Genomic DNA, 6,835 nt, shown 5'->3' with positions numbered 1-6,835 from the left:
GTGGGGGCGCATCGATCCGCCCCCACCGCACGGCCCACCAACCATCTGCCCCACCCTCCCGCTTCGGGGGCGGGACGCCGGCCCGGCCGACGTCCCGCCCCCGTACGCGGTTCACGGTGCGAGCGGCGGTTGACGGTCAGTCGTCGCTGTCTTGGCCCTGGTCCTGGCTTTGGTCCTGGTCCTGGTCGTCGCCCTGGACGTCGCCGTGGCCGTGGTGCGCGGTGGCGCGGGCGAAGACCTGGGAGTCGGTGGTCGCCGGGCCGCCGGTGCCGGCGAGCAGGTTTCCGCTGGTCGAGCTGAACACCACCGTGCGGCCGCGGGCGTCCACGACCGGATCGGCCGAGGTGCCGTTGCCGAGCGAGCCGTCCGCGGCGGTGGCGACCCGCTCGGTGCGGCCGGTGCGCAGGTCGTGCCGGTAGACGTCCCAGCCCGGGTGCTGCGGGCCCGCCACCAGGTTGTCGGCGGCGGAGGCGAAGTAGACCCAGCGGTTGTCGGCGGTGATCCGGGCGTGGTCGGAGGAGCCGACCGAGGTGGTGCCGGGCAGGCCGCCGCTGATCTTCGTCACGGTGCCCTTCCCGAGGTCCCGGACGTACAGCACGGTGTGGAACCGGTGGCCGCCGGTCGACCCGCCGGGCTCGGGCAGGGCGTAGATCGCGCGCCGCCCGTCGGGGCTGATCGTCGCGCCGAAGCTCGGGGCGCCGAGCTTGCCGTCGAGGTCGAGGCTGGCGGCGGAGATCCGGCCGGACTGCACGTCGTAGGTGTAGTAGGGGGCGGTCACCGGCCGGGCCAGGTTCGGGGCCAGGCCCTTCTGGGCGCTGTGGGGCAGGGCCGGGGCGACGCCCGGGGCCAGCTCCACGTCGGCGGGGGCGGCTGCGCCCCCGCCGGCCGGGGCGGGGGTCTGGTCGGCGGGCAGCAGGTTGTCGGCCATGGAGGTGAAGCCGATGGTGCGGCCGTCCGCGCTGATCGTCGGGTTGAGGGACATGCCGTCGCCCGGCTTGCCGTCCACGCCGCGGGTCACCAGCCTGGTCTTCCCCGTCCAGCGGTCGGTGACGTAGATGTTGTAGTCCCAGGTGTAGGGCCTGGCCAGCGAGGGGTCGCCGCCCTGGAGGTCGGGGACGAGGTCCTTGCGGCTGGAGCCGAAGACCACGTAGCGGCCGTTCGCGCTGATCGAGGGCGCGTAGGAGGCGTGGAACTTGTCGGTGTCGGTGCCGGTGAGCCCGCCGCTGATCAGCTCGGTGCGGTCGGTCTTCCGGTCGCGGACGTACACCTCGTCGCGCCCCTGGACCTGCATGCCGGGCACCACGTTCTCGGCGTCGCTGTCGAAGGCGACGTAGCGGCCGTCGGCGTTGATCGCGACGTTGTCGGTGAAGCCGTTCAGCGCGCTGCCGTCGGCGGCCAGGTTGATCCGCTCGGTGCGGCCGGTCCTCAGGTCGCGGACGTAGGCGTCGCGGGCGCTCTTCGCGGGCTGGGACACCAGGTTCGTGGCCCAGGAGGTGAACAGGGCGTAGCGGCCGTTGGCGCTGATCGCCTGGCTCCACGACTGGTTGTCCGGCGCGGCGCCGTTCACCCCGACGCTGACCTGGACGGTGCCGCGCGGCGCCCGGTCGGCCTGGGCGGGTGCGGCGGTCACGGCGAGTACGGCGGTGGCCGCGAGAATGCTGCCGCCGCCGGCCAGCCACCGGTTGCGGGTGGTACGGGTGCTGCGTGTCATGACGTCTGCCTCCCCGGGGGTCGCCCGGCCGGGCTCCCTCCCGGCGACGGGCTTTCGGGAGAGCCAATCGTCGGGAGGGCCGGTGGTCAACGCCCACGGGTGATCTCGGCCGAAAATACGTCAACGGACGTATGCGGCAGGGGAGTCAGGACGTCACAGGCGGCGCAGGAAGACGTCCAGGAAGGTGTTGGTGTCACCCGGCACCAGGTCGCCGTCCGAGGCGTCGAAGATCACCGTGTCGCCGGTGGCGTCCACGTACGGGCCGTAGGAGGAGGCGGTGCTCTGCCCGCCGCTCCGGGTGAGGCTGACCCGCTCGATCCGCCCGGTCCACAGGTCGCGGCGGAACACGTCGCTGGCCGAGTTGGTGTCGTCGGGGACGAGGTTCTCGGCGGCGGAGTCGAAGTAGACCCAGCGGTCGTCGAGCGTCATGACGCCACCGGACGAGGACCACTTGGCGGTGGTGCCCGGCAGGTCGGTGTTGACCTTGGTGATCTTGCCGGTGGCCAGCTCGTGGACGTACACGTCCATCCGGATGCCGTGGGCCGGGGCGGGTGCCCCGCCGATGAAGACCGGGAGGCTGTAGATCGCGTAGCGGCCGTCCGGGCTGAGCCGGCCGTCGCGGCCGCCGTCGCTCAGGGCCCCGGTGTCGTCCAGGCTGGCGCCGGCGATCTTGCCGGTGCCGGCCTTCCAGACGTAGTACGGGTAGAACTTGGGCCCGGCCAGCTGGGGTGCCCCGGCCCCGGGCGTCGGGTCGGTGGTCGGGGTCGAGGTCGGGGCCGGGGCCGGAGTGCCCGGGAGCAGGTTTCCGGCCCGGGAGCCGAAGCCGACCGTCGAGCCGTCCGCACTGATCGTCGGACTGAAGGAGTTGTTGTCGGCGCCCTCGCCCTCCGTGCCGGAGGTGACCAGCCGGGTGGTGTGCGTCCAGCGGTCGGTGACGTAGATGTTGTTCTTACCGCGTTTCACGCCCGGGGCGAGGTCGGTGCGGCTGGAGGCGTAGGCGACGAAGCGGCCGTCCCAGCTGAGGGTGGGGCTGTCGGCGGTGCGGATGCTCTGGTCGTCGGTGCTCGCCGGGCCGGCGGCGGTGATCAGCTCGGTGCGGCCGGTCCAGCGGTCGTGGACGAAGACGTCGCTGCCGTGCTTCGGCTGGCCGGGCAGCACGTTGGTGGCGGCGGTGCTGAACGCCACGTACCGGCCGTCGCCGCTGATCGCGGCCTGGTTGGTGGCGGCGTCCAGCTTGGAGCCGTCGGCGGCGACGCTGACCCGCTCGACGTGTCCGTTGCGCAGGTCCCGCACGTAGACCTCGTCCGAGTTCGGGGTGCCGGCCCCGGGCAGCAGGTTGGTCGCGGTCGAACTGAACAGCGCGGAGCGGCCGTCGGCGCTCAGCCCGAGCGCGGACGAGGTGCCGTCGAGCTGCTCGCCCTTGGGCCCCTCGCTCACCCGGGAGGTGTCGCCCTTGAGCGGCCGGGCCTCGGCGGCGGGCATCGCGGCCCCGGCCACGGCGGCGGCCACCAGGATGCCGGCGGTATGGGCCAGCCAACGGCGGGTTCGTGCGGTGGTCATGGACATCCTCCCCTGATGACGGCGCCGGGCCCTCGTCACCCCCGTGGCCCGGCTGGGGAAGAGCCAATCGCCGCCCGGGCCGGGTGGTCAACCGGGAGAAGCGATCTCGTCCGGAAATACGCCACCGGTCGTATCGCCCCTTTCGCGGCCCCGGCCCGAACCCCGGCCCGAACCCCGCCCCGACTCCGGGCCCGGTCCGGACCGCCCCGGCACGCTGGCAGAATTGGTCCGTGATCGACGCCCGACGGCTGCGGACCCTGCGGGCCGTGGCGGACCACCGCACCGTGACCGCCGCGGCGGCCGCCCTCTACCTGACCCCTTCCGCCGTCTCCCAGCAGCTGGCCGCCCTGGAACAGGAGACCGGCCACCACCTGCTCGCCCGCGAGGGCCGGGGGGTACGGCTGACCGCCGCCGGGGAGATCCTGCTCGGCCACGCCGACGCCGTGCTCGCCCAGCTGGAGCGCGCCGAGGCCGACCTCGCCGCCTACAGCGCGGGCGTCTCCGGCGAGGTCACCGTCGCCTCCTTCGCCACCGGCATCGCGCTCGTCCTCGCCCCGGCGATCGGGCTGCTGGCCGCGCAGGCGCCCGGGGTGCGGCTCAAGGTGCTGGACGCGGAGGGCGACGCCAGCCTGCCGATGGTCCTCGACGGCCGGGCCGACCTCGCGGTGGCCGTCGAGTACCGGGGCGCCCCGCGCGCCGACGACGCCCGGCTCACCCGCGTCCCGCTGTACGCCGAGCCGTTCGAGGCGGTGCTGCCGCTCGGCCACCCGCTGGCCGCCGACGGCGGTCCGCTCGCCGTCGCGGCCCTGGCCGACGAGCGGTGGATCGGCCCCTACCCCGGCAACCCCTGCCACGACGTCGTCCTGCTGGCCTGCGAGCACGCCGGCTTCCAGCCGCGCCTGGTGCACTCCTCCGACGACTTCCGGGCCGTCGTCGCCCTCGCCTCGGCGGGCGCCGGCGTCGCCCTCGTGCCGCGCTCGGCGTTGCGCGGCGTCGACCTCGGCCGGATCGCCGTCCGGCCGGTGGACAGCGAGCTCGCCACCCGCCGGGTCTTCGCCGCCGTCCGGGCGGGCGCCGACGGGCACCCGCTGATCCGCCCGGTCCTGGACGCCCTCGCCGAGGCGGCCGCGGCGGGCGCCTGAGCCCGGACCGGCCTGCGCTCGGCGCCTGGGCTCAGGCGGGTCGGGGCGTCGTGCGCGTGCCGTTGACGACCACCCGGAACATCCAGGACAGCCGGTCCTCCGGCGCCCCGGACACCAGGTCGTCCCCGAGTGCGGCGATCCTCGGGTAGGTGGCGGCGGGCGCCGCGCGGAGCGCGTCGGTGAGCGCGCCGTGTTCCCGCTCCGCCTGCTCGCCCTGCCGGGCGGACTGCTCGGCGGCGGTGGCGGTGGCCACCTGGAGCAGCACGTCCACGCCCCAGGCCGCCTGCCCGTCCGGCACCCCGCCCTCGTGCAGCAGTGCCAGGACCGCCTCCACCAGGGCCAGGTAGTGCGGCCCGGACGGCCTCGCCACCAGTGCGGCGTGGGCGAGCGCAGGGTGCCGGAACAGCACCCCGGTGCAGGAGTTGAGGACGGCGGCCAACCGCTCGCGCCAGTCCCCGGCCGCCGTCACCGGGCTCAGGTCCACCTCCCCGAGGAACTCCTCCAGGATCGCGGCGTGCAGTTCCGCGGCGTTGGCCACGTACACGTACAGCGAGGCCGGCCCGGTGTCCAGCTCCTGGGCCAGCCGCCGCATGGTCACCCGTGGCAGGCCCTCCGCCTCCAGCACCCGTACGGCGGCGGCGACGATCGCCTCGTGGCTCAGCGCGGGCTTCGCCGGCCGCTCGCGGCGGCTGCGGGGTCGGGAGGGGGAGCTCGTCATACCGGCCAGCCTAGCGACCGTGTTCGTGACGAACTAGTTCGCCGAGGGTGTGCCCGCCGGGGCGGGCTGGTCCGGGGCGGTGAACTGGTCGAGCAGGCCCTGGAGGCCGTCGGGGCCGAACATCAGCTCCAGGCCGGCGGCGGAGGCGGCGGCCGAGGCCTCGCTGCGCGGGAAGAGGGCGCGCTCGTAGGCGGTCAGGGCGGCCTCGGGGTCGCCGGGGTGGTGGGCGAGGGCCTTGCCGAGTTCGGCGCCGTCGAGCATGGCGAGGTTGGCGCCCTCGCCGGCGAACGGGGACATCAGGTGGGCGGCGTCGCCGAGCAGGGTGACGCCGGGGGTGCGGTCCCAGCGGTGGCCGACGGGCAGGGCGTGGATCCGGCGCGGGACGAGGCCGCCGTCGGCGTCGGCGAGCAGGGCCCGCAGGCCGTCGGCCCAGCCGTCGAAGCCGGCCAGCACGGTCGCCTTGGCGGTGTCGGGGGCGGTGGTGTCGATGCCGTCCAGCCAGTCCTCGCCGGCCCGGACGGCGGTGTAGACGTGGATGCTGCCGTCGCCCTCGCGGTGGGCGAGGAAGCCGCGACCCTCGGCCACGGAGAGGAAGAACCCGCCGCCGACCAGGGCGGCCGCCTCGGGGTGCCGGGTGTCCGCGTCGTGCAGGTCGGCCTCGACGAAGGAGACCCCGGTGTAGGCGGGCCGGGCGTCGGACAGCAGCGGCCGGATCCGGGACCACGCGCCGTCCGCCCCGACCAGCAGGTCCGTGGTGACGGCCGTGCCGTCGGCGAAGGCGACCTGGTGGCGGCCGTCGCCCAGCGGGTGGGCGCGGACCACCTTCCGACCCCAGCGCACGGTGCCGGCGGGCAGGGAGTCCAGCAGCAGGTCGCGCAGGCGGCCCCGGTCGACCTCGGGGCGGCCGCCGGTGCCGTCGTCCTCCTGCTCCAGCCGGACGGCGCCGTCCGGCCCCACCACCCGCAGGGCCTCGCCGCCCGCGTGGACCAGGGTCAGGAACCGGTCGTGCAGCCCGGCGTCGCGCAGGGCCTGCTGGCCGGAGTCGTCGTGGATGTCGAGCAGGCCGCCCTGAGTGCGGGCCTCGGGCGAGGGCTCCAGGTCGAAGACGGCGGCCCGGATGCCGTGGACGTTCAGGACCCGGGCGAGTACGAGGCCCCCGAGCCCGGCTCCGATGACGGCGACGGGAACGTGCTGGACGGTCATGGCCACTCCTTGGGTCGGTGTCGGTCCGTGTCGGTCGGCGTGGGTTCGCCGCCCGCTCCTCCACGGTAACGAACATGTTCGTAACGAACAAGTTCGTCCCCCGGAGTGGCCAACCGGGCAACCCGGGATCCCACCGGGCGGGAGTGTGAGAACTTCACGATCCGGACATGGCGGGATCACTGGCGCGCCGCGAGACGAGGCGGGCAGACTCGGTGCCGGAGAACCAGCTGACGGGAGGCCGTGGACGTGGGATTACCGGTTGCGCCGGACGGGCCCGGAACCCCTCGCGGTCGGCCCGTTCTCGGCGTCCTGCCCACTGGTCACGGCTGTTGCTCCCTCACGAGTGGGTGGTGGTGGTCCGTCTCACGAGTGGGTGGTGGTGGCGGGGGCGGGGCCCCGGGGCAGGGGGGGCGCCGCCCCCCGCGCCGCCCCCAGGGCTTCCCCCCCCCGGCGGGGGCGGCCCAGGGGGGGGGGGGGGAGCGGGCGGGGAGGAGGTCCTGC

Annotated in this window: 5 protein-coding genes; 1 reads left to right on the top strand and 4 read right to left on the bottom strand. The window is 75.1% G+C overall.

Annotation, left to right across the window (positions count from 1 at the left end; genetic code table 11):
- Positions 1–136 precede the first annotated feature (136 nt).
- Both ACFVHI_RS28350 and ACFVHI_RS28345 read right to left on the bottom strand, forming a co-directional pair.
- The gene (locus ACFVHI_RS28350; RefSeq protein WP_380344057.1) at positions 137–1,711 is read right to left on the bottom strand and encodes a TolB family protein; all 1,575 of its coding nucleotides are present in this window, start codon (positions 1,709–1,711) and stop codon (positions 137–139) included.
- Positions 1,712–1,864: 153 nt separating this feature from the next.
- Positions 1,865–3,271: a TolB family protein gene (locus ACFVHI_RS28345; protein WP_380344055.1), complete on the bottom strand. Its 1,407-nt coding sequence runs from the start codon at positions 3,269–3,271 to the stop codon at positions 1,865–1,867.
- A gap of 230 nt (positions 3,272–3,501) precedes the next feature.
- Between ACFVHI_RS28345 and ACFVHI_RS28340 the strand changes: the two genes are divergently transcribed.
- The gene (locus ACFVHI_RS28340) at positions 3,502–4,413 is read left to right on the top strand and encodes a LysR family transcriptional regulator (protein WP_063346233.1); all 912 of its coding nucleotides are present in this window, start codon (positions 3,502–3,504) and stop codon (positions 4,411–4,413) included.
- 31 nt (positions 4,414–4,444) lie between these two features.
- Here ACFVHI_RS28340 and ACFVHI_RS28335 read toward each other — a convergent pair whose 3' ends face one another.
- On the bottom strand, positions 4,445–5,131 hold the full coding sequence (locus tag ACFVHI_RS28335; RefSeq protein WP_380344051.1) for a TetR/AcrR family transcriptional regulator: 687 nt from the start codon (positions 5,129–5,131) through the stop codon (positions 4,445–4,447).
- 33 nt (positions 5,132–5,164) lie between these two features.
- A complete protein-coding gene (locus ACFVHI_RS28330; protein WP_380344048.1) occupies positions 5,165–6,334 on the bottom strand; it encodes an FAD-dependent oxidoreductase in 1,170 nt (389 codons plus the stop codon).
- Positions 6,335–6,835: the final 501 nt, after the last annotated feature.

It is taken from the genome of Kitasatospora sp. NPDC127121, from assembly GCF_042677305.1.
Classification (GTDB): domain Bacteria; phylum Actinomycetota; class Actinomycetes; order Streptomycetales; family Streptomycetaceae; genus Kitasatospora.
The sequence above is the reverse complement of the archived record's forward strand: the minus strand, read 5'-3'. Positions and strand labels throughout refer to the sequence as shown.